Raw genomic sequence first — 22,181 nt, forward strand, 5'->3', positions numbered from 1 at the left:
CCACGGTACGCGATGGCGACATTCAGATGTCGAATCCGATCGCGGAGCGGTCAACTGTCGAATCCGATCGCGGAGCGGTCAACTGTCGAATCCCAGTCCGACGGCGTCCATGGCGCGCAGCCACAGTCCGCGCCGCCCCTTCCGTCGGTCCGACCGGGCGAACTCCTTGCGGGTGATGGTTATGCCCAACCACCGCAACGGTTCCGGCGGGAACGGGATGGGACGGCTGCGCACCATGGCGCTACGCGTGCGCTCGGTGTCCCGGCCGTCGATGAGGTCGAGTGCGGTGCGCGCCCCGAAATGCGCTGCGCCGACACCGAGTCCGGTGAAGCCGAGCACCGACACGACACGCCCGCCCATACTTCTGTCCCAGAAGGCCGAGAACCTAGAGCAGGTGTCGATGGCCCCGCCCCAGACGTGGCTGATACCGATGCCGTCGAGCTGCGGGAACATCTGGAGCAGATGGTCGGCGAGCAGTGCGAATTCGGCGTCGTCGTAGGCGTGGCGGGGGTCGTGGTCGGAACCGTAGTGGTAGACCGCGTCCCATCCGCCGAACAGGATGCGGTCGTCGGCGGTGAGGCGGAAGTAGTGGAACCGGGAACCGCTGTCGGCCAGACCTTCCCGACCCGACCATCCGATGGCAGCGCGCTGATCGGCGGTGAGCGGTTCGGTCATCAGGACGTAGTCCCACACCGGGACCATCGCCCACCGGTTGCGCCGGAGCAGCGGTCGTGTGGCCGCGGTCGCCACGATCACGCGGTCGGCGGTGACGGTGCCGGCGGCAGTCCGTGCGCGGATCGAATCCTTCCGTCGCCGCAGCGACAGGATCTCGGTGTTCTCGACGATTCGGACGCCGAGCCGCTCGGCCGCGGTGGCCAGCCCCCAGGCGAGCTTGGCCGGGTCCACCATCATCACGTTCGGATCGTGCGCGGCAGCGGCGACCATCGGCGAGTCGACCTTCGCCCTGGCCTCGTCGCGGTCGTAGAAGGTGGCCGGTTGATCGTGGAGCAGTGCCTCGGTGACGTGTTCGCGGACGTCGTCGACCTGCCAGTCGAAGTTCGCGATGTCGAGTTCGCCGACGCGTTCGGCGTCGGCGTCGATGCCGAGGCGCCCCAGGGTCGTCTCGATGGCGTCGAGGGTCTCGACACCGAGGCGCAGCAGGGTCGGCAACTCGTCGCGGTACCGCGCCACCCCGTTGGCCAGTCCATGCGTGAGGCTTGCCGAGCAGAAGCCACCGTTACGTCCTGATGCGCCGTCGGCGATTCGGGCCCCCTCGACGAGCAGGATCCGTCGGTCCGGGTTCTCCTCCGCGGCCTGCACCGCGGCCCACAACCCGGTGAAGCCACCGCCGACGATGAGCAGGTCGGCGTCGGTGTCGCCGTCGAGACCGGGACGCGCGGTGGGCCGTTCGGGACGGTCCAGCCAGAACGGGGCCCGGATCGCGCCGGACACCATCGCGGCCCCTCGGGTCGTCGAGGTCTCGAGCCATGCCGACATCGCGGTCACTCGTCTCTCGGCAGAGTGAACACCGTGCGGTGCCAGTCCTTGCGGGCCACACCGGTGATGTCGCTCATGACGTGTTTGACGCTGAGGTACTCGTCGAGGGAGTAGGCGGACATGTCCTTGCCGAAACCCGATGCTCCGAACCCGCCGTGCGGCATCTCGCTGACGATGGGGATGTGGTCGTTGATCCAGACGCAGCCTGCGTGGATCTCGCGACCGGCACGCTGCGCGCGGTAGACGTCCGTTGTCCACGCCGATGCCGCCAAGCCGAAATCGGTGTCGTTCGCGCGTCGGATCGCGTCGTCGTCGTCATCGAACGCGCTGACGGTGAGCACCGGCCCGAAGACCTCGTCACGGTAGACCTCTGCGTCCTCGCCGACGTCGGCCAGCAGGGTGGGCGGGTAGAAGGCGCCGGGCCCGTCGGGCACCGATCCCCCGGTGATCACCCGGATCCCGGAATCGGCGGCGCGAGAGACCATCGCGGCGACCTTGTCACGGTGCGCCCGGGAGATCAGCGGCCCCATGTCGGTGGCGGGGTCGGACGGGTCGCCCACGCGGACCCGGGCCATCAGCTCCCCCACCCCGGCGACGAAGTCGTCGTAGCGATCCCGGGCGACGATCGCACGGGTGGCGGCGGTGCAGTCCTGCCCCGAGTTGATCAGCGACCCCGCGACGGCACCGTGCACAGCGGCGGTGAGATCGGCGTCGCCAAACACCACGAAGGGTGCCTTGCCGCCGAGCTCGAGCTGTACGCGCGTGCCGTTCGTGGCCGCCGCCGCCATCACGCGTCGCCCCACTCCGGTCGAGCCGGTGAAGGTGACGACGTCGACGCCGGGATGTCCGGCGAGATGTGCACCCACCTCCGCTCCGGTCCCGGTGAGGACGTTGAACACCCCGTCGGGCACACCGGCCTCGGTCGCGAGACGCGCGAGGGTGATCGTGGTCAACGGGGTCAGCTCAGCGGGCTTGAGCACCACGGTGCAACCGGCGGCCAACGCGGGCATGACCTTCCACACCGCCATGCCGAGCGGATAGTTCCACGGCGTGATCGACGCGACGACACCGATCGCCTCGCGTCGGATCGACGAGGTGTGGTCGGCGGAGTACTCGGCACTGGCCTTGCCGTCGAGATTGCGGGCGATACCGGCGAAGAAGTCGGTGTTGTCGACGGCGCCGGGCAGGTCGAACTCGGTGGCGAGACGGATGGGCTTGCCCGTCTGTGACACCTCCTCGACCGCGAGGGCGTCGGCGTCACGTTCGATGAGCCGCGCGAGGCGCCCGAGCACGGTGCTGCGTTCACCCGGTGTCGCACCGGCCCAGCCGGGGAGGGCGGCCCGCGCAACGGCGACCGCGGCATCGACATCGGCGGTGCTCGCGAGCGCCATGTGTGCCACCGGCCGGTCGGTCGCCGGGTCGATGATGGTGTGCGTGGCGCCGGTGGCGACGAAGGGGGCACCGGACACCCAACCTGCGGGCAGAGTGGTCGACATGGCCTGATGGTAAGCGACCAAAGACGGAATCCGCCACGAAAGCGGGTGTCGAACGACCGAATCAACGGCTTTTCTTGCGGAAAACTACGGAATCCGTCACCATTGCCACGTGACCAAGGACCTTGATCACGTCTCGAAACAGATCATCGAGGCGTTGCAGACCGACGGTCGTCGGTCGTACGCATCGGTGGGCAAGTCGGTCGGTTTGTCCGAGGCGGCAGTACGTAACCGCGTCCAGAAGCTCAGTGACAGTGGCGTTCTGCAGATCGTCGCGGTCACCGATCCCCTGCAGGTGGGGTTCGCCCGGCAGGCGATGATCGGCATCCGCTGCACCGGCGACTCCGTCGTGCTCGCCGAGAAGCTCGCCGAGATCGACGAGATCGACTACGTGGTCCTGACCGCCGGATCGTTCGACATCATGATCGAGGTGGTGTGCGAGGACGACGACGGTCTGCTCGAACTGCTCAACCAGAAGGTGCGCACCCAACCGGGCGTGACCGGCACCGAGACGCTCGTCTACCTGAAACTCGTCAAACAGCAATACAACTGGGGTACCCGATGACAACGACACCACTTCCCGTCAGTTCCGACTCGGATGCGGCCGGAACCGACCTCGGGGCCCGCAGCGCCCGACACCTGTGGGGGCACTTCGCCCGCCATGGCGAGGGCATCACCCCACCGGTCATCACCCGCGGCGAGGGGGTCCGGATCTTCGACGACCGCGGGCGCAGCTACATCGACGGCCTCTCGGGCCTGTTCGTCGTGCAGGTCGGCCACGGCCGCGAGGAACTCGCCCGCGCCGCCGCCGACCAGGCCCAGACCCTGGGGTTCTTCCCGCTGTGGTCCTACGCCACCCCACCCGCGATCGAACTCGCCGAACGCCTGGCCCACTACGCACCCGGCGATCTCAACCGCGTGTTCTTCACCACCGGCGGCGGCGAGGCGGTCGAGAGCGCGTGGAAGCTGGCCAAGAAATACTTCAAGCTGAAGGGAAAGCCGTACAAGCACAAGGTGATCTCACGTGCTGTCGCCTATCACGGCACCCCGCAGGGAGCGCTCGCCATCACCGGGATCCCGGCGATGAAGCAGGACTTCGAGCCCCTGACCCCCGGCGCGTTCCGTGTTCCCAACACGAACATCTACCGCGCCACCGAACACGGTGACGACCCGAAGGCGTTCGGCCGCTGGGCAGCCGACCGCATCGCCGAGGCCATCGAGTTCGAGGGACCCGAGACGGTGGCCGCGGTGTTCCTGGAGCCCGTGCAGAACGCCGGCGGGTGCTTCCCGCCCCCACCCGGGTACTTCGAGAGGGTTCGCGAGATCTGCGACGAATACGACGTGCTGCTGGTCTCCGACGAGGTGATCTGCGCGTTCGGTCGAATCGGCTCGATGTTCGCGTGCGACGACTTCGGCTACGTCCCCGACATCATCACGTGCGCAAAGGGAATGACGTCGGGCTACTCCCCCATCGGCGCCATGATCGCCAGCGATCGTCTGTTCGAGCCGTTCGACGACGGCGTCACCTCGTTCGCACACGGCTACACCTTCGGCGGCCATCCGGTCTCGGCGGCGGTGGCGTTGGCCAACCTCGACATCTTCGAGCGCGAGGGCATCAACGCCAACGTCAAGAACAACGCGGGCGCGTTCCGCTCGACGCTGGAGCGGTTGAAGGATCTGCCGATCGTCGGTGATGTCCGCGGCGAGGGCTATTTCTATGGGATCGAACTGGTCAAGGACCAGGCGACCAAGGAGACGTTCACCGCCGACGAGTCCGAGCGGGTGTTGCGCGGGTTCCTGTCGCACGCCCTGTTCGAGGCGGGGCTGTACTGCCGGGCCGACGACCGGGGCGATCCGGTGGTGCAGCTCGCACCGCCACTCGTGTGTGGTCAGTCGGAGTTCGACGAGATCGAGCAGATCCTGCGGTCGGTGCTCACCGAGGCGTATTCGCTGATCTGAAGTAGGCGACGGTGCCCGCCATTGCGCCTCTCGGCAGAAGGCCGCTCGTGGCGGCAAATGGGGTGGTACCCGGGGCAGTGAATCGGGCACCGTCATGGGTGTACAACCCACGTCCCCGCGTCGGTATTCCGCCTACCCTGAGACCATGTCCGATGCCCAGCTCCCCCTGCCCGGGACGGCCCTCGCGTTCGCCCCGACCCCGACCGGCGACGGCAGGCGCGTGGTCGTCTCCGCCCACGGCCTCACCTCGAGTCGTGCCGACGAGGACGCGAACGGCATCTTCGACTGGTCCCCGGTCGACGGCGGCGACACCATGCTGGTGCGCTACGACGCGCGTGGTCACGGTGAGTCCACCGGCCGCCCGGAGCCGGCCGACTACGCCTGGACGACCCTGGCCGACGACCTCCTGGCCCTGATCGACGCCGTGTCGCCGGACACCCCGGTCGACGCGATCGGTGCGTCGATGGGAACGGCGACCATCGTGTGGGCGGCGCTGCGACGTCCCGACCGGTTCCGACGGCTGGTGTTGGCGATTCCGCCCACCGCGTGGGAGACGCGGGCCGCGCAGGTCGAGGGTTATCTGGCTGCGGCGGCGATCGCGGAGCAGTACGGCATCGACGCGTTCGTCACGGCCATGGCCGAGCAACCGCCGGCAGAGATCCTCACCGCGGGCGGTTGGGCCGACGAACCGAAACGACCCTCGGTGAACATCGACGTGCTGCCGTCGGTGCTGCGGGGCGCCGCCATCTCCGATCTCCCTGACACCGCGGAGCTCGCCGAGCTGACGCATCCGACATTGATCCTGCCGTGGGCCACCGACCCCGGCCATCCGGTGAGCACGGCCGAGGTGCTGGCCGACGCCCTCGCCGCGGCGACCCTCGAGATCGCCGAAGACCCGGCCGCCATCCGTGGCTGGGGCGGGCGGGCCGCGGAGTTCCTACGGTCCTGATATTCCCGGTTTGCGTTCCTTCGCGAGGTACCTTCGACAGCAATGTCCCCGGTCTCGCACCCCCTTCGCGCTCTCGCCGCATCTGTCGTGGTCGCCGCATGCGTCGCGGTCGGGGCACCCGCCCACGCCGACCCGGTTCTGACGACTCCCGGGGTGGCCGCGCCGTCCACCCCGAACACCGAGAGCTGTCCCTACCGATCCCAACCCGCGTCCGCCGTCGACTCCTCGGAGGTACCGCCACCGGGCCAGGCCGCCCCCGCGCCGCTGCCGGTACCCGATCCCACGGTCGGCGGTGACCGACTGGCGGCGTGCGGCGTCGTCACGGCCGGGTCGCCGACCGCGATCCCTCGCGGTATCACCTCGGCCGGGTGGCTCGTCGCCGACGCCGGGTCGGGCGCGGTCCTCGCCGCCAAGGACCCGCACGGCCGCTATCGTCCGGCCAGCACCATCAAGACCCTGCTCGCACTGGTCGCGCTCGACGAACTCGATCTCGACAAGGTCGTCACCGGGACGCGGGCGGACTACGGCATGGAGGGTGATTCGGCCGGCATCGGTCCCGGCGGCACCTACACCGTGCGACAGCTGTTGCAGGGCCTGCTGATGGTGTCGGGCAACGACTGCGCCAACGCCCTCGCCCGCGAACTCGGCGGCTACGACGTCGCCGTGGGCAAGATGAACGAGGCGGCCCACGACCTCGGCGCCGAGGACACCCGCGCCGCGTCGCCGTCGGGCCTGGACGCACCCGGGATGAGCACGTCGCCCTATGACCTGGCCCTCATCTTCCGTGCGGCGCTGAAGAACTCGACCTTCCGCGAGCTCGTGTCGAACGTGAGCGCCCCGTTCCCGGGCTATCCGAAACTCGCCGACGTCCCCGGCGACAAGGACCACCCCGGGTATCTCATGCAGACGCAGAACCGACTGCTGCTCGATCAGTACCCGGGGACGATCGGCGGTAAGACCGGCTACACCGACGACGCCCGCAAGACGTTCGTCGGCGCGGTCGAACGCGACGGCCGGAGTCTGATCGTGGTGCAGATGTACGGGCTCAACGAGGCGGGTGATTCGTACTGGGATCAGGCGAAGGCGTTGCTCGACTACGGATTCGCCACCGGCACGCAGGCGTCGGTGGGCACCCTGGTGTCGGGTCCTGCCGAGGCCGGCTCCTCGAGTACGCCGACGGCGGGGTCCGGATCGGACCGTTCGGGGAACCTGGCCTACCCCTCGTCCCCCGACGGACCCGGCGGTTCGAACTGGACCGATCGACTCCTGTTCGGCGGCATCGGCGTACTCGTGGTCGTCGGGCTGGTCTACGCGGCCGTACGTGTCAACCGCCGCTCTCGCTGAACCACGCCGGGAAGCTACCGCCGGCGCGACCGGAACCGGGAGAACGTCAGCGCCGCAACCGCACCGGCAGCCATCGACGCCGCGACAGTGGTCGGCGACGGCTCCGGCCGGACCACCACGGTCGGCGCGATGGTGACCGGGTCGGGTACCGCCGCCTGCTCGAAGCGCGCGTTCGCCTCGTCGGTGGCCGCCCAGGCCGTGGCGAACAGGATGATGCGGGTGGTGAAGAACGCGAACACCATGATGCCGATGATCGGACCGAACGTCGCGCCCGCGGGACCGCTGGTGACGCCCTTGAGGTAGAAGGTCGCGATGAACTTGAAGACCTCGAAGACGACCGCGGTGAGCAGGCCCGCCTTGACCGCGTTGCGGTACGGCAGCGGGATCCGCGGCAGACGGGCGATGACCCAGGTGAACAGCATCGTCGAGGCGGCGAGGGAGACCACGATCGAGAGCACGCGGACGAGGACCGACACCCCGGGCAGGTGGTCGAGATTCACCAGCTCGAGGATCTTCGTCGTCAGTCCGCTCCCCGCGAGCGCGGACAGTCCGAACGACACCACCAGGGCGACGAACAGACCGAGCAGCGCTCCGAGGTCGCCGAGCTTGGTCTTGACGAACGACGAGGACGGCGGCTCGGTCCCCCACTGCACGGTCAGTGCGTTGCGCAGGTTGGCCATCCACCCGAGGCCCGAGTAGACCGCGAGGACCAGACCGATCACACCGATCGACGCTCGCGACGAGATGGCCTGATCCATCAGGTCCTGCAGCTGGTTGCCCATGTCGCCCTGCACCGAGTCGGCGATCTTGTTCTTTGCGTCGTCGAGCAGACCGGGGCTCGCCACGAACACGAAGCCGGCGGCGGCGAAGCCGATCATCAGCAGCGGGAACAGCGCCAGGATGCTGAAGTACGTGGCACCGGCGGCGAAGAAGTCGCCCTTGCTGTCCTGGTAGCGGCCACCGGCCCGCACGAGATGGTCCAACCACGGGCGCTGAGCCCGCTGTCGCTCGAGGAAGGACGGGCCCTTCTCGGTGTCGGCGTCGGTCGGGTCAGCCACGGTGATCTCCCAGCTGTGGTCGTGGACGTCGGCTCGCTGTGGTCTCTACGAGTTCAGGAATCCAACCTTGTCATAGGCGGTCGCCACCGTCTGCGAGGCGACCTCACGGGCCCGGGCGGCGCCGCGGGCCAGGATCGCATCGATCTCGCCCCGGTCGGACAACAGCTCGGCCACCCGACCGCGCAGGGGCTCGACGAACTCGACGAGCACGTCAGCGGTCTCGACCTTCAGATCGCCGTACCCCTTGCCCTCGTACCCGGCCACCAGATCGGCGATCGGCGTGCCGGTCAGTGCGGACTGGATGGACAGCAGGTTGGACACACCGGGTTTGTTCTCGACGTCGAACCGGATCTCGCGCTCGTTGTCGGTGACCGCGGAGCGGATCTTCTTCGCCGACCGCTTCGGTTCGTCGAGCAGGTTGATCAGCCCGGCATCGCTGTCGGCCGACTTGCTCATCTTCGCGGTCGGGTTCTGCAGGTCGTAGATCTTCGCCGTCTCGGAGACGATGTGCGCGGTCGGCACGACGAACGTCTCGCCGAAGCGGGAGTTGAAGCGTTGCGCCAGATTTCGGGTCAGTTCGAGGTGCTGCCGCTGGTCCTCACCGACCGGCACGCGGTCGACCTGGAACGCCAGGATGTCGGCGGCCATCAGGACCGGATAGGTGAACAGGCCGACACTGGACTGGTCGCTGCCCTGCTTGGCCGACTTGTCCTTGAACTGCGTCATCCGACTGGCCTCACCGAATCCGGTGATGCACTGCAGGATCCAGGTGAGCTGGGCGATCTCGGGGACCTGCGATTGCACGTAGATCGTCGCGCGATCGGGATCGACTCCGACGGCGAGCAGCTGCGCGACGCTCACCCGGGTGCGCTCGCGGAGCGCGGCCGGGTCGTGCGGCGCGGTGATCGCGTGCATGTCCGGGATGAAATAGAACGCCTCGAAGTCGTCCTGGAGCGCGACCCACTGCCGGACCGCACCCAGGTAGTTGCCGAGGTGGAACGAATCACTGGTGGGTTGGATACCGGACAGTACCCGTGCGCTGGTCATGGTTGACGATTCTTTCATCCGTGCACAAACAGGTTTCTACGCGTACTCGACCGTGACCGGGGCGTGGTCGGACCAGCGGCGGTCGTAGGCGTCGGCCCGTTCGACGCGCGCCGAGGTCGCCAGTTTCGCCGCCGTCGAATTGGCCAGGTGGTAGTCGATCCGCCATCCGGAGTCGTTGTCGAAGGCCTTGCCGCGCCATGACCACCACGAATACGGTCCCGGCTCGTCCCCGGACAGGGCGCGGACCACATCGGTCCACCGACCACCCAGCAGATCGGCGACCCACTGGCGCTCCTCGGGGAGGAACCCGGGACTCTTCGTGTTGGTCTTCCACGCCTTGAGGTCACGCTCGGTGTGCGCGATGTTCCAGTCACCGCCCACGACGACCGCTCGGCGCTTGCGCGCGGCGGTGTCGAGGTGCGCCGCGAACGCGTCCATGAAACGGAACTTGTCGTCGCGCTTCGGGCCGTCGGCGGCACCCTTCGGCAGATACAGCGACCCCACGGTGAGCGCGGGCCGGTCGTCGGCGGCGGCGAAATCCGCCTCCAGGTATCGGCCGGTGTGGTCGAACTCGTCGCTGCCGAACCCCCGGCGCACCGCGGCCGGTGCGATGGTGCTCAACACTCCGACCCCGGCGTGCCCCTTCACCGAGGAGTCGTCCATCGACAGGTGCCACCCGGCCTCGAGCGCCGGGGCCAGTGCCTCGCGGGCCTGCTCCTCGGTCGCGCGGATCTCCTGGATCAGCACGAATCGCGAGCCCGTCGGTTCACCCAACCAGGGCAGCATGCCGGGGTTGTGTGGATTGCGTTCCTTGACCGCGGCGCGGACGCCGTTGATGTTCGCTGTGGTGATCGTGAAGGGCACGGCCGCGAGACTAACCGACGCCCACCGGCGTATCGATCTCGGCCGCAACGGAGTTGGCTTTTCCGGTGGTGCGCCTCTGGGCGAACACCGCCACGGCCAGCACCATCAGTCCGGCGACACCGAGCCCGGCCCCGAGCACCGACGGTGCGCGGTAGCCGAACCCGCCCGCGATGACCAGACCACCGAGCCACGCACCGCCGGCATTGGCGACGTTGAGCGCCGAGTGGTTCAGCGCGGCGGCCAGGGTCTGCGCGTCGTCGGCGACATCCATGAGTCGGGTCTGCAGTGCGGGCACCAACGCCGAGCCGGTCACCCCGACGACGAACACCAGGACCAGCGCGGTCCAGGCGTTGCCCGCCACGGCCACGAACACCAGGAGCGCGACGACGATCGAGACCAGTCCGGCCACGAGTGTGCCGACGACGTTGCGGTCGGCGAGTGCGCCGCCGACGATGTTGCCCACGACCATGCCGATCCCGAACAGCATCAGCGCGATCGGGACGAGTCCCCCGGGGAGTCCGGAGACGTCGGTCAGCGTGGTGTGGATGTAGGTGTAGAACGCGAACATCCCGCCGAAGCCGACGATGCCGATCAGCAGGGTGAACCACACCTGCGGACGGGCGAGGGCGCCGAGCTCGGTCATCGGGTTGGTCATCGTCATGCCCGACAGCGTGGGCAGGTAACGGATCAGCGCGGCGATGGTCAGCAGTCCGATGACGACGACGACACCGAATGCGGTGCGCCAGCCGAGGGAGTCGCCGAGCCACGTCGCGGCCGGGACCCCGACGACGTTGGCGACCGACAGACCCATCATCACCTGACCGACGGCCTTGGCGCGGCTGCCCGCACCCGCGAGGTGGGCCGCGACCAACGCCGCGACACCGAAGTAGGCGCCGTGCGGTAACCCGGCGACGAACCGCGCCGCCATCAGCGTCCCGTAGGTGGGTGCGAACACCGTCGCGGCATTGCCCACGACGAAGGCGACCATCAGAGCGATGAGCAGGGTTCGTCGCGACATCCGCGCGGTGGCGGCGGCGATCAGGGGCGCGCCGACGACAACGCCGAGCGCGTAGGCGGAGATGACGTGGCCGGCGGTGGGTTCGCTGATGTCGAGCGAGCCGGCGATGTTGGGGAGCAGTCCCATCGACACGAACTCGGTGGTGCCGATGCCGAAGCCGCCGAGGGCCAGCGCGAGGATCGCGACCCGTCGGGTGCGGGCCACGCTCGCAGACGAGTCGGCGTCGGTGTGCGGCGCGGAGGCCATGGCGCAGTCCTTTCACACGGGGTGAACCATCAGGTCCGCTGGCGATGAGTGGGCGCACACCGGCGGGCGCCACGAGTCACCTCAACGGCCGACCGCGTGTGAAAGATTCCGACGAGGTGGGTGAGTTGCTTCACATGCCACGTGCGTGTCGGGGGGTGGTGGCTCAGTCGCCATCCGGTTCATGTGGGGCCGACGCCTGATCCGATGCCGCGGCGGACGGCGTCGGGGGCGTCGGATCGGGGGCCGCGGTCGCGCTCGGTGTCGTTCCCGATGACGTTGCCGTGCGTGGAGAGGACGTCGACGGAGTGCTGGTCGGCGCCGGAGTCGCGGTGGTCGGGGCGGGTGACGGCCGGAACCCGGCGAGCACGTCTTCGAGGCGCCGCTGCACCGCACCCCGCAGCGGAGCGCCGGGGGTCATACCCGAACGCGACGCCACCGGACGCGGCGTGGTGCTCGACGCAACCGAGCGCGGGGCGGAGGAGCTCGTGGCGCCGGAGTCCGAGACGGTACGCGATGCGACGGGCATCACGGTGCCGGACAGCCGTGCCCGGACGACCGCGGTCCAGTCGGCGACGAACCGGACCGGGAACCGGGCGATCCCACGAAGGGAGACGAGCATCCGCGCCTGCGCTGCCGGGTCGCCCCGGAGCGCGCCACCGATCGTCAGCAGATCGGGAAGCGTGGCCCCGTGTCCCAGCTCCGGGTACTGCGGCCCCCTGGCCTGGAAGAACGCAACCACCGGCGCAAACCGCGCCAGTTCGGGATACCTGAGCGGGATGTAGAAGGTGGGTACACCGTCGAGGGCGTGCACCCCGACGCCGGCCAGCAGAATGGAGATGGCCGTGGGCCGGGCGACCAGGACGGTCCCGGTGGGTGCGGCACCGTGTCCCAGCTCCGTCGGGTCTGCCATGTACGGGGTGTACTCGAAATGTTTTGTCCCGAAGCCGAGCAGGGCGTCGATGGCGCCGAGTGGATCGTGCAGCGGGTCGGGCAGATCGCAGATGGGGTCCCCGTCGACACACACGTCGAGAACGGGGATGTCCCCGTATCCGCCGGGCCCTCGCGGTCCGCGCATACCGAGGCCCGGTATGACGCCGATCATCGACACCTCGACTCCGCGCCCTCGTGCATCCCCGGTGCGACGCGGATCGGAGTACAGCTCACCGGACACGATCGGGGCACCCTGGCTGTCCCGGGTCGCGACGGACGGGTGTGGGTCGGTGGCGAGCGCGTGCAGTTCGTCGCCGGCGATGGCCGCACCCTGCGAGTACCCCACGATGACGACCGGGCTCTCGGCACACCCGGGCGTGGCCCGGTAGGTGACCACACCGTCGTGCACGGCTGTACGGCCGATGGCCGCGCTCGCCGTATAGGAGGTCGCACCCAATGGCCACACCGTGGCGGGATAGGTCACGTGTTCGACGTCGTAACCGGGGTAGCGACTCGCTATGTCTCTGGTGTGGTAATTCGATGGGTCGTCATTTGTCCCGTCGACGATGAACACTTTTCCGGCTGAGGGACAGGTGGAGGCCTGGGCACCCGCTGCGGACGCCACATCGGCCTGGAGCAGGACCAACACCGCTGGTATCGACGCGGACAGAACAACCATCGCGAGTCGCGCCTGCAGGATTCTCACGTCGGAAACCACTTTCATACGGTGCCGGGCACGAACACCCGTGGTTTTCGAGAATATGACTTCGCGTCATTGTGGGAAATCACCCGAACGCGCGAACAATTGTCGCAACAATGCTCATGTGAAAGCTTTTATTGTATTTTCGCTAACATTCTTCTCGACTCGGCGTGAGGTTGTCGCGACCCGCGCCCCCATGACCTCCCCGACCGTCGGAATGCAAGGCGGCGGGCGGTTGGGATCGGGCTGCGTCAGAGCCTTCCAACGGCCGATTCCCGGTGTTATATCCTTGACGCCAGGTCATGAGTGTCAGCGACAAGCCCCGGCTTGCTGATCGGCAACCCTCCAACCGCGGTGGGGTGCTCCGGGTGATTGACCGGGTTGTGGACGTCCACCGCACGCGGTGGGGCCACGGCAAGCGCGGGTCCGAAGGTCGGACCCACACCGGGCACAGTCGCCCGGCCGACCGAAAGAGAGCTTCTTCCGATGTCTGATCTCCCCTACGACGGCACCCTCGAGCCCGAGGATCCCACCCTGAAATGGGCCTTCGAGACCAAGCAGATCCACGCCGGCCAGACCGCAGACGCGGCCACCTCGGCACGCGCACTGCCGATCTACCAGACCACCTCGTACACGTTCCGCGACACCCAGCACGCCGCCGACCTCTTCGGACTCGCCGAGCCGGGCAACATCTACACCCGCATCATGAACCCGACGCAGGACGCCGTCGAACAGCGCATCGCCGCGCTGGAGGGCGGCGTCGCGGCGCTGCTGGTGGCGTCGGGGCAGGCCGCCGAGACGTACTCGATCCTGAACATCGTCGAGACCGGCGGACACGTCGTGTCCAGCCCGCGGCTCTACGGCGGCACCTACAACCTCTTCCACTACACGCTGCCGAAGCTCGGCATCGAGGTCAGTTTCGTCGACGACCCGGAGGACCTCGACTCGTGGCGTGCGGCGGTCAAGCCCAACACCCGCGCGTTCTTCGGTGAGACGATCTCGAACCCCAACAACGAGATCCTCGACCTCCCCGGCGTCTCCGGCGTCGCCCACGAGAACGGGATCCCGCTCATCGTCGACAACACCGTCGCGACGCCGTTCCTCATCCAGCCGCTCAAGCACGGCGCCGACATCGTCGTGCACTCCGCGACGAAGTACCTCGGTGGCCACGGCACCGCGGTCGGCGGCGTGATCGTCGACGGCGGCACGTTCGACTGGCGGGGTCAGCGCGACGGCGCCGACCTGTTCCCCGGGTTCACCACGCCCGACGCGAGCTACCACGGAGCCGTGTTCGCCGACCTCGGCGCCCCGGCCTTCGCGCTCAAGGCCCGCGTGCAGTGGCTGCGTGACACCGGTGCGGCGATCTCGCCGTTCAACGCGTTCCTGATCTCGCAGGGCCTCGAGACCCTGAGCCTGCGGATCGAGCGGCACGTGTCGAACGCACAGGCCGTCGCGACATTCCTCGAAGGCCACGCTCAGGTCGAGAACGTCGCGTACGCGGGACTCGAGTCGTCGAACTGGTACCGGCGTGGCCAGGAGCTGGCCCCGAAGGGTCAGGGCGCGATCGTGGCGTTCGAGATCGTCGGCGGAGTCGACGCCGGCAAGCGGTTCGTCGACGCGTTGACGTTGCACAGCCACGTCGCCAACATCGGAGACGTCCGATCGCTGGTCATCCACCCGGCCTCGACCACGCACTCACAGCTCACCCCTGAGGAGCAGCTCGCCGCGGGTGTGGCCCCGGGACTGGTACGCCTCGCGGTGGGTATCGAGGGGATCGACGACATCATCGCCGATCTGGAGACAGGATTCGGAGCGGCCGGCCAACTGTGAGCATCGACCCACGGACACTCTCGGTGTCTGCGCCCTCTGAGACGACATCCGACTGGGAGACCCTCCCGGACGGTCAGCTCACCGGCGTGTCCGTGGGTCCGCTCTCTCTCGACAACGGGGAGCGCATCGACGACGTCACCCTGGCGTTCCAGCGGTGGGGTCGCCTGTCGCCCGACCGCGACAACGTCGTCCTCGCCCTGCACGCGCTCACCGGCGACAGCCACGTGACCGGCCCGGCCGGTCCCGGTCAACTCTCCCCCGGGTGGTGGGACGGCCTGATCGGTCCCGGCTGCGCGGTCGACACCGACGAGTGGTGTGTCATCGCTGCGAACGTGCTCGGCGGGTGCAACGGCTCCACCGGCCCCTCCTCCCCCGACTCCGAGGGCAACATCTGGGGCTCACGCTTCCCGCACATCACCGTGCTCGACCAGGTCCGGGCCGAGGTCGCCCTGATGGACGCGCTCGGGATCGACTCGGTGGCCGCTGTTCTCGGTGGTTCGATGGGCGGCGCACGGTCACTCGAGTGGGTCATCGGCTACCCCGACCGTGTGCGCAGCGCGCTGATCCTGGCCGTCGGACCGCGGGCCACCGCCGATCAGATCGGAACTCAGACGACGCAGATCGCGGCGATCAAGGCTGATCCGCACTGGCACGGTGGTGATTACCATTCCACGCCGGACCGCCCCACCGCCGGCCTCGGCATCGCCCGCCGGATCGCGCACATGTACTACCGATCCGAACCCGAACTCGACAGCCGCTTCACCAATGAGCCCCAGGGCGAGGAGAACCCACTACTCGGTGGGCGGTACGCCGTACAGAGCTACCTCGAACACCAGGCCGACAAACTCGTCGCACGGTTCGACGCGGGCAGCTATGTGGTGCTCAGCGAGGTACTCAACCACCACGACGTCGGACGCAACCGCGGTGGCACCCGGGCCGCCCTGCAGGGCTGCCACGTCCCGGTGGTCGTCGGCGGTATCACCTCCGACCGGCTCTACCCGCTGCGGACTCAGGCCGAACTGGCCGAACAGATGCCCGGTTGCGTCGGCGGACTGCAGATCGTGCACTCCGACAACGGACACGACGGATTCCTGACCGAGTTCGACGCCATCGCCGATCTCCTCAAGCGCACGTTGGAACTCGCGCGCCGCTGACCTCACGGTCGACTCTGGGGCCTCAGCCCACCGGCGTGGTGGTGGGGGTACCCGGCGCCGACCGCGGAACCGGGTTCAGTGGATTGGGGTACGGGGTCAGCGTGCGCGTCGGTGCGTCCCCCGGTGGTGTCACCGGTCCCGAGTACGGATCCGTCGAACCCGACGGGGAACCCGGCATCGACGGAGGACTCGTCGCCGGCGCGGAGGTCTCCGGTGTGATCGTCGAGGTGGGAACCTGCGACGAGGGCATGGTGGTCGGCAATTCCGTTGTCGCCCAACCGGGTCGGTTCGGCACACGGGGCGACGGTGGCGCGATGGTCTCCACGGGCGCCTCCTCGGTCGTTGTCTCCCGAGCCGTCGTCGACGACACCTCCGGGAGTGCCGGGGCAACAGATCGTGCCGATGAGATCGCGGTCGCCGAGGTCGCGGTGGCGACGTTGACAGTGGGTTCGCCGACGACGGAGGACGCCGGGCCGGTGGGGGTCAACACCTCCGGTGTCGAGTTGCCGGTGAGGGCCGCACCCACGGCGTAGACGGTCAACATCGTGCCCGCGAGCAGGGCTCCGACGATCGCCAGTGGTACCGCGGACAGCCAGTCCCGGTGGCGTCGTCCACCGATGAACGCCAGCCGGAGTGGAGCCGCAGCGGTCGAACCGGCCAGCAGCGCGGCACCGATGGCGCACAGCAGTTCCGGCGACTGCGGACGGATCACCTCGGTCGGTCCGTCGCGGTCGACGACGTCGTGCAGCGCAGGGATGTTGGCGAGCCCGCCGACCAGGACCACGGGCACCGACGATCCGTCGACGAACTCGGTCACCTCGGCGATCATCGACTTGGCCATCGCGTCGATCGCCGCCTCGAGCATCGCCACCGACATCTGGCGGTCGACCCCGGAGACCTGAAAGGTGGTCGAATCACCCTGTGAGAGATCCTCTTTTGCCGTACGACAGCCCGAGACGAGGGCCGCCCACCCGGCCCGCGACGTCATCGGACTGGTCTGCGCGGCCACCTGATCGGCCAGCGCGGCATCGAGGGCGAAGCCGGACATGGCGGTCGAACGGGTGATGTCGGAGATGGCACCGGTCGTGGTGTCGAGACGGAACATGGTCATACCGGTGTCGCCGCAGTCGACGACGACCACATCGGGATGTGCTGCTATCTCACCGGATTCGGCGAGTGCGCGCGCCACCGACTCCGCGTCTCCCACGAGGTGGATCTGGCGGCGCGGACCGACACCGCGGGACGCGATCTCGCGACCCTGCGCGGTGGTGCGGCACGCGACTCCGATCGATCCCACCGCAATGCTGTTGCTGCGTGCGCGGTCGAGCATGAGATCGATGCCGGAGTTGACCCGTCCCGCGCGGTCCAGGCGATCGGTGGGGTCGACGTCGATGACCCGCGAATCGACCGAGCGCTGCCCCACTTCGTCCACCGTGACGAGGGCACAGTGGATCATGCCGTTACCGGCAGAGACACCGAGGGTGGTAGCAGGACCAGAAGTCATATGACGTCAACGGTAACAGTTTGGTCACGGCGAGCACCAATCTTTGTGACGTGAGCAGCGCCTCAGTCGGTTCCCAGGGGGTCGATCGAGGTGGCCAGCCAGAGGATGGCCGCACCTGCCGCGGCCATCGCCCCGACATCGAACACCCGGCTGCGGACCTGCAGCAATCCCACTCGTGACGTGGGCAGGACGGCGCGCAGCAGCGCGGCCAGCACCGCTCCGGCACCGAAGACGAACGCGCCGCGGCGCCAGCGGTCGAGCAGCAGGAACACCACGGCCACCGCGACGAAGACCAGGACGATGACGAACGGGATCTGCACCACGATCGCGCGGATGCGCCGCGCCCGACCGAACGTGACCGCGACGTCGCCTCGGTCGGCGTCGGCGCGACGATCCGGGGTCATCGGGCCTGCGCCCGTGCGGCGGCCAGCTGCTTCTCGGCGCGCTCCACCACGTTGACGAGCAGGAATGCACGGGTCAGCGGTCCGACCCCGCCGGGGTTCGGCGAGACGTGCCCGGCGACCTCCCACACGTCGGGGGCGACGTCGCCGACGAGTCCGGCGTCGGTGCGGCTGACACCGACGTCGAGCACCGCGGCGCCGGGCTTCACCATGTCGGCGGTGATCAGGTGTGGGACACCGGCGGCCGCGACGACGATGTCGGCGCGCGACACCTCCGAGGCCAGGTCGGCGGTTCCGGTGTGGCACAACGTGACCGTCGCGTTCTCGGTGCGTCGGGTCAGCAGGAGACCGATCGGACGACCGATGGTGACGCCGCGACCCACCACCACGACGCGGGCACCTGCGATGGGGACGTCGTAACGGCGGAGCAGGTGCACGACACCGCGCGGGGTGCACGGCAGCGTCGACTCGGTCCCGAGGACCAACCGGCCCAGGTTGATCGGGTGCAGGCCGTCCGCGTCCTTCTCCGGGGCGATGCGCTCGAGTGCGGCGTTGTCGTCGAGGTGCGCGGGCAGCGGCAGCTGGACGATGTAACCGGTGCACGCGGGATCGGCGTTGAGCTCGTCGATGACGGCGTTGAGCTCGTCGGTGGTGGTGTCGGCGGGCAGGTCGCGCCGTAGCGAGGCGATGCCGACCTTCGCGCAGTCGGCGTGCTTACCGCGCACGTACGCCTGTGATCCCGGATCGTCGCCCACGAGGACCGTCCCCAGGCCGGGCGTGATGCCCGCCTCGCCGAGTGCGCGCACCCGTTCGGTCAGGTCGACGAAGATCTCGTCGCGGGTGGCCTTGCCGTCGAGTGCAGTCGCAGTCACCCGACCAGTGTCCCCGACCGGCCCGCTCAGCCCAACCTCAGCCCGTGCGCCACCGCGAAATCGACTGCGTGCGCCGGATCGACGGTGGTCTCGGTCACCGTCGCCTGCAGCCAGAACGTGGCCTCGACCCGCGCGCCCCGCAGATCCGAGCCGGTCACCGTGGCCCCGACCGCACGGGCCCCCGACAGGTCGACACCCGTCAGGTCGGCGTCGGTGAGTCTCGTGCCCGACAGGTTGACCTCGCGCAGGCGGGACCCGCGCAACGTGACTTTGTGCATCTTCAGACCACCCAGCGACACCAGCGTGAGGTCGCAGTCGGTCATGCTCACCGCCCGCATCAGCGACTCGGAGAAGGTCGACCCCATCAGGCTGCAGTCGGAGAACACCGCGGCGGGCATCGGACTGTGTCGGAACGTGCAGTTGCGGAACGCACTCTGGCGGTGTCGTGACTCGGCGAGGTTGGCGCCGGAGAAGTCGCAGTCGGTGAACACGACGGTGTCGGTGTCCAACTCGCGTAGGTCGGCGTCACGGAAGGTGCAGTTCTCGAAGGTGTCGTGGGCGAACTGTCGTTCGCTCAGGTCGGCTTCGTCGAACGATTCGTCGATGTGGTCGGTCACGTCCCCAGTGCATCACGGGGCGGCGACACGGTCTCGCCCGACAGTGTCCGCGCGAGCAGGTGCGGTGAGACCGGCGGCAGGCTCACCTCCGGATCGGTGCGCTCGACGATGTGCGCGGACACCGGGGGCAACTCGACGCGCAGCGGCGTCGACCGGCCGAGACGGGTCAGCGGGAAGCAGAGAAGCCCGATCAGGACGGCACACAGGTGTCCGATGTCGGTGAAGGTGCCGTGGCTGCCGTTGATCAGCGGCCAGACGACCGGGGTCGCGGCGACCACGAGCAATGCGGTCAGGTAGACGTACCGCCAGGGTCTGCGGAGGCGATAGACCAGGATCCCGGCCACCCCGGCGAGTCCGTAACTCACGCCGATGTCGATGACGTTGAGATCGCTCTGTGGCGCGTGGCCGGTGTTGATCGCCCACAGCAGGACCGACTGGCTGATGTAGGTGGCACCGACGTGCGCGATGACGACGACCGCCAGCCAGCGCGCGGTGCCCAGCCACCGTTCGATGGTGGCGTGGATGAGCACGTAGGGCAGCACGTAGACGAACCACCCGTTGCCGTCGATCCAGAAGGCGCTGCGGAAGAGGCTCGGCAACGGATCGTGCATCAGGTGACGCAGGTTCGTCGAACGGTTCTGCAGGATGTGGGTGAGCTGGTCGTGACCGACACGATGCGCGATGACCGTGGTGACGAACAGGATGGCCAACCAGATGAAGGTGCCCGGGGCCGAGCGCACGTACCGCCATGTGGCAGCCGCGCCTGCGCGCGGGACACCGGTCATGATCTTCGCCCCTCACGGGATCGGCCGATCCCTGCCCTGAGCACCCGCGGATGACAGGTGGTCAGGCAATGTAGACGCCTGTGTTCCGACTTTTGTTCCATGAGCCCCGCATACCGCCCAATACGGGCAACGCGATCCGGTTGGCGGCCAACACCGGCTGCGAACTCCACCTGGTCGAGCCCATGGGGTTCGACCTGACCGAGGCGAAGGTCAAGCGCGCGGGCCTGGACTACCACGACATGGCGTCGGTGACCGTCCATGCCGACCTGGAGGCCGCCTGGGCGGCGCTGGCCCCCGAACGCGTCTACGCGTTCACCGCGCACGCCGAGAAGTTCCACACCGAGGTGCGGTACCGACCCGGCGATGTGTTGCTGTTCGGGCCCGAGCCCACCGGGTTGTCGGCCGAGGTGCTCGGCGATCCCCACGTCACCGAGCGGTTGCGCATCCCCATGCTGGCCGGCAGGCGGTCACTGAACCTGGCCAACGCCGCGAGCATCGTCATGTACGAGGCCTGGCGACAGAACGGTTTCGACGGCGCGGTCTGAACACGACGCTCGACCGTGGCGACACGCAGCTCGGCGGGTGACGGTGGTGGACAGCCCGGTGGGTCACCAGTCGACGCGGGATGCCATGTCGAGGAGCTTGTCTCGACGAGCCGCATTCGATGCGCCGATCCAGGCGATCTTTCCGTACACGTGGGCCCGGAAATCGGCGTGCCCATCGCGGTTCTGCGCCTCACCGCCGGTGCGGATCGCGTTGTGCAGCAACGCTCGCAGCGCATCGTGGTCGGCACGCGACACCTGGGGGTGGTCGTTGACGACGAGACCGGCGAGTCGCTGTTGCTGGTGTGCGTACATGACCCGTGTCTTGGCCGGGTGCACGGTGAAGCCCTCGTCGGCGACCACCCGGAGCAGGGTCCACAGCACCCGATCGGCATCCATTCGATCGCCGGAGAGCGCGAGGTCGTCGCCGTAGCGGGTGTATCGCAGGTCGTTGCGTGCGGCGAATCCCGCCAGACGGCGATCGAGTCCGCGCAGAACGAGATTCGCGAGGTGCGGCGATGTCGGCGCACCCTGCGGGAGGTGTCGCTCGCGCAGGAGGCCGGCATGGATCGGGTCGAGCCCGCGCAACGCATCGGGCGGTGTTGCCGTGGTGCACAGTTCGGTGAGGATCCGAGCGATCGCCGAGGAGTACCCGACCCCGGAGAACACGCGTCGGACCCGTCGGGCGTCGATCGACTCGAAGCAGTGCCGCAGATCGACTCGTAGCACCACCGGACGGTCGGTGTGCGGCCACGCGAACGCGGTCGTCGACGATCCGCGCACGAATCCGCGAGCGGCTGGATGCGGAGGGATCCGCTCGACGAGGCGGCGCAACAGTCGTCGCTGGGTCTCGCGCATGCGGGGCTTCGGGGCCTCGATGACCCGGAAGCCGTCCCGCTTCTCTACGCGGAACGTCCGGTAGTGGCGCAACGGTTCTCGCGCGTGGCGTAGCCATCGACCGCGATCGGCGAACCATTCCAGTTCGGGAACCGTGAAGTTCAGCCAGTGCGCCAGGCGTTCGACGTCATAGATGTCGGGGAGATCGTCGAGGACCCGGCCGGTCGACGCGGGTTCGGAGAGCACGAGAACGGCAGGAGCCGGAGGCTGTTCCACCACCGGAGGGGTAACCGTCCAACCGCGCAGTGCCACGACGATCCGGGTCTCGATGTCGTCGCCGGCAGTGCTGAGGACATCGTCGGCGTCGACATCGAACAGTCGTTGCCCCACCGAGTCGGCGAGTTCCGCCGTCAAGCCCGCGCCGATCAGGGCCCGCTGCATCTCCGGCCAGGTCCACCCGGTGAGATGGGCATCGACATACGAGGCGATCTCGGCGGCCTCGTCGACCGAGAACTCCGGCTCCTCCACCCTCAG

20 protein-coding genes and 1 riboswitch are annotated in these 22,181 nt (G+C 68.5%); of the genes, 7 read left to right on the top strand and 13 right to left on the bottom strand.

What is annotated here, in order from left to right; all coding sequences use genetic code 11:
- Window positions 1-78 precede the first annotated feature (78 nt).
- Both JHC79_RS08690 and JHC79_RS08695 read right to left on the bottom strand, forming a co-directional pair.
- Entirely contained in the window at window positions 79-1,497 is a 1,419-nt protein-coding gene (locus tag JHC79_RS08690) for an FAD-dependent oxidoreductase (RefSeq protein ID WP_296389760.1), read from the bottom strand.
- 5 nt (window positions 1,498-1,502) lie between these two features.
- Window positions 1,503-2,993, bottom strand: coding sequence for a gamma-aminobutyraldehyde dehydrogenase (locus JHC79_RS08695; protein ID WP_296389761.1), 1,491 nt, complete (start codon window positions 2,991-2,993; stop codon window positions 1,503-1,505).
- Between the two features lie 109 nt (window positions 2,994-3,102).
- Between JHC79_RS08695 and JHC79_RS08700 the strand changes: the two genes are divergently transcribed.
- The 4 genes from JHC79_RS08700 (at window position 3,103) to JHC79_RS08715 (ending at window position 7,242) form a co-directional block, all read left to right on the top strand.
- Window positions 3,103-3,555 (top strand): Lrp/AsnC family transcriptional regulator, encoded by a 453-nt coding sequence (locus JHC79_RS08700; protein ID WP_296389762.1) that lies wholly within the window; start codon window positions 3,103-3,105, stop codon window positions 3,553-3,555.
- Window positions 3,552-4,949 (top strand): aspartate aminotransferase family protein, encoded by a 1,398-nt coding sequence (locus JHC79_RS08705; protein ID WP_296389763.1) that lies wholly within the window; start codon window positions 3,552-3,554, stop codon window positions 4,947-4,949. Before JHC79_RS08700 ends, JHC79_RS08705 begins: the two co-directional genes overlap by 4 nt.
- A gap of 145 nt (window positions 4,950-5,094) precedes the next feature.
- Window positions 5,095-5,898, top strand: a complete 804-nt coding sequence (locus JHC79_RS08710) for an alpha/beta fold hydrolase (RefSeq protein ID WP_296389764.1) — start codon at window positions 5,095-5,097, stop codon at window positions 5,896-5,898.
- A gap of 42 nt (window positions 5,899-5,940) precedes the next feature.
- The gene (locus JHC79_RS08715) at window positions 5,941-7,242 is read left to right on the top strand and encodes a D-alanyl-D-alanine carboxypeptidase family protein (protein ID WP_296389765.1); all 1,302 of its coding nucleotides are present in this window, start codon (window positions 5,941-5,943) and stop codon (window positions 7,240-7,242) included.
- A gap of 14 nt (window positions 7,243-7,256) precedes the next feature.
- Here JHC79_RS08715 and yhjD read toward each other — a convergent pair whose 3' ends face one another.
- From yhjD to JHC79_RS08740, 5 genes are all read right to left on the bottom strand, one after another.
- Entirely contained in the window at window positions 7,257-8,300 is a 1,044-nt protein-coding gene (gene yhjD / locus JHC79_RS08720) for an inner membrane protein YhjD (RefSeq protein ID WP_296389766.1), read from the bottom strand.
- A gap of 45 nt (window positions 8,301-8,345) precedes the next feature.
- A complete protein-coding gene (gene trpS / locus JHC79_RS08725) occupies window positions 8,346-9,347 on the bottom strand; it encodes a tryptophan--tRNA ligase (protein WP_296389767.1) in 1,002 nt (333 codons plus the stop codon).
- A gap of 36 nt (window positions 9,348-9,383) precedes the next feature.
- Window positions 9,384-10,211: an exodeoxyribonuclease III gene (locus tag JHC79_RS08730; protein WP_296389768.1), complete on the bottom strand. Its 828-nt coding sequence runs from the start codon at window positions 10,209-10,211 to the stop codon at window positions 9,384-9,386.
- 10 nt (window positions 10,212-10,221) lie between these two features.
- Window positions 10,222-11,475, bottom strand: a complete 1,254-nt coding sequence (locus JHC79_RS08735; protein WP_296389769.1) for an MFS transporter — start codon at window positions 11,473-11,475, stop codon at window positions 10,222-10,224.
- 163 nt (window positions 11,476-11,638) lie between these two features.
- Complete coding sequence (locus JHC79_RS08740) at window positions 11,639-13,111, bottom strand: PE-PPE domain-containing protein (RefSeq protein WP_296389770.1); 1,473 nt, start codon at window positions 13,109-13,111, stop codon at window positions 11,639-11,641.
- 292 nt (window positions 13,112-13,403) lie between these two features.
- A riboswitch (SAM riboswitch) is annotated at window positions 13,404-13,532 on the top strand.
- 59 nt (window positions 13,533-13,591) lie between these two features.
- Between JHC79_RS08740 and JHC79_RS08745 the strand changes: the two genes are divergently transcribed.
- Together JHC79_RS08745 and JHC79_RS08750 are read left to right on the top strand one after the other, a co-directional pair.
- On the top strand, window positions 13,592-14,935 hold the full coding sequence (locus JHC79_RS08745; protein ID WP_296389771.1) for a bifunctional o-acetylhomoserine/o-acetylserine sulfhydrylase: 1,344 nt from the start codon (window positions 13,592-13,594) through the stop codon (window positions 14,933-14,935).
- Window positions 14,936-14,958: 23 nt separating this feature from the next.
- Window positions 14,959-16,089, top strand: a complete 1,131-nt coding sequence (locus tag JHC79_RS08750; RefSeq protein WP_296389772.1) for a homoserine O-acetyltransferase — start codon at window positions 14,959-14,961, stop codon at window positions 16,087-16,089.
- Between the two features lie 22 nt (window positions 16,090-16,111).
- Here JHC79_RS08750 and JHC79_RS08755 read toward each other — a convergent pair whose 3' ends face one another.
- The 5 genes from JHC79_RS08755 to JHC79_RS08775 all read right to left on the bottom strand — a co-directional run bounded on the left by JHC79_RS08755 (window position 16,112) and on the right by JHC79_RS08775 (window position 20,268).
- Window positions 16,112-17,512 (bottom strand): hypothetical protein, encoded by a 1,401-nt coding sequence (locus tag JHC79_RS08755; RefSeq protein ID WP_296389773.1) that lies wholly within the window; start codon window positions 17,510-17,512, stop codon window positions 16,112-16,114.
- Window positions 17,513-17,655: 143 nt separating this feature from the next.
- Window positions 17,656-17,997, bottom strand: a complete 342-nt coding sequence (locus tag JHC79_RS08760; RefSeq protein ID WP_296389774.1) for a DUF3017 domain-containing protein — start codon at window positions 17,995-17,997, stop codon at window positions 17,656-17,658.
- On the bottom strand, window positions 17,994-18,866 hold the full coding sequence (locus JHC79_RS08765) for a bifunctional methylenetetrahydrofolate dehydrogenase/methenyltetrahydrofolate cyclohydrolase (RefSeq protein ID WP_296389775.1): 873 nt from the start codon (window positions 18,864-18,866) through the stop codon (window positions 17,994-17,996). The genes JHC79_RS08760 and JHC79_RS08765 overlap by 4 nt, the downstream gene beginning before the upstream one ends.
- A 26-nt stretch (window positions 18,867-18,892) precedes the next feature.
- Entirely contained in the window at window positions 18,893-19,483 is a 591-nt protein-coding gene (locus JHC79_RS08770; RefSeq protein ID WP_296389776.1) for a pentapeptide repeat-containing protein, read from the bottom strand.
- Entirely contained in the window at window positions 19,480-20,268 is a 789-nt protein-coding gene (locus tag JHC79_RS08775; RefSeq protein ID WP_296389777.1) for a rhomboid-like protein, read from the bottom strand. Before JHC79_RS08775 ends, JHC79_RS08770 begins: the two co-directional genes overlap by 4 nt.
- A gap of 80 nt (window positions 20,269-20,348) precedes the next feature.
- Here JHC79_RS08775 and JHC79_RS08780 point away from each other — a divergent pair, with 80 nt between their 5' ends.
- Window positions 20,349-20,813, top strand: a complete 465-nt coding sequence (locus JHC79_RS08780) for a tRNA (cytidine(34)-2'-O)-methyltransferase (RefSeq protein ID WP_296389778.1) — start codon at window positions 20,349-20,351, stop codon at window positions 20,811-20,813.
- A gap of 63 nt (window positions 20,814-20,876) precedes the next feature.
- On the opposite strand, the gene JHC79_RS08785 is transcribed toward JHC79_RS08780, so the two are convergent.
- Entirely contained in the window at window positions 20,877-22,181 is a 1,305-nt protein-coding gene (locus JHC79_RS08785; RefSeq protein ID WP_296389789.1) for a reverse transcriptase family protein, read from the bottom strand.

The sequence above is a fragment of the Williamsia sp. genome (assembly GCF_016462415.1).
In the GTDB taxonomy this organism is placed as follows: Bacteria; Actinomycetota; Actinomycetes; order Mycobacteriales; family Mycobacteriaceae; genus Williamsia_A.